Source organism: Paraburkholderia sp. SIMBA_053, from assembly GCF_046534895.1.
Taxonomy (GTDB): domain Bacteria; phylum Pseudomonadota; class Gammaproteobacteria; order Burkholderiales; family Burkholderiaceae; genus Paraburkholderia; species Paraburkholderia caledonica.
This window is the reverse complement of record NZ_JAWRXU010001303.1, coordinates 1-249: the sequence shown is the minus strand read 5'-3', so window position 1 is coordinate 249 and position 249 is coordinate 1. Positions and strand designations below refer to the sequence as shown.

General features: G+C 62.2%; 1 pseudogene. It reads left to right on the top strand.

Going from position 1 to position 249, the window contains the following annotated elements:
* Positions 1–249 (top strand): annotated as a pseudogene (locus tag SB753_RS39840) (type II and III secretion system protein family protein); the annotation flags it as partial.

Here is a 249-nt window from a genome sequence, read left to right as displayed (position 1 = left end):
CAAACAGCGCCTCAAACAACGCACAAATCTACGACACCTCGACAATCGCGACCCGCTCGGTCGTCCAGGTCGACGTGCGCGTGGTGGAGTTCAGCCGCACGGTCCTCAAGCAGGTCGGCCTGAACATTCTCAAGCAGAACAACGGCTTCACGTTCGGCTCCTTCGCGCCGTCGGCGCTGACCTCGGCGACCTACGGCTCCACGCCGTCGTTCAGTTCGGTCGCGCCGATTTCGTCGGCGTTCAATCTCG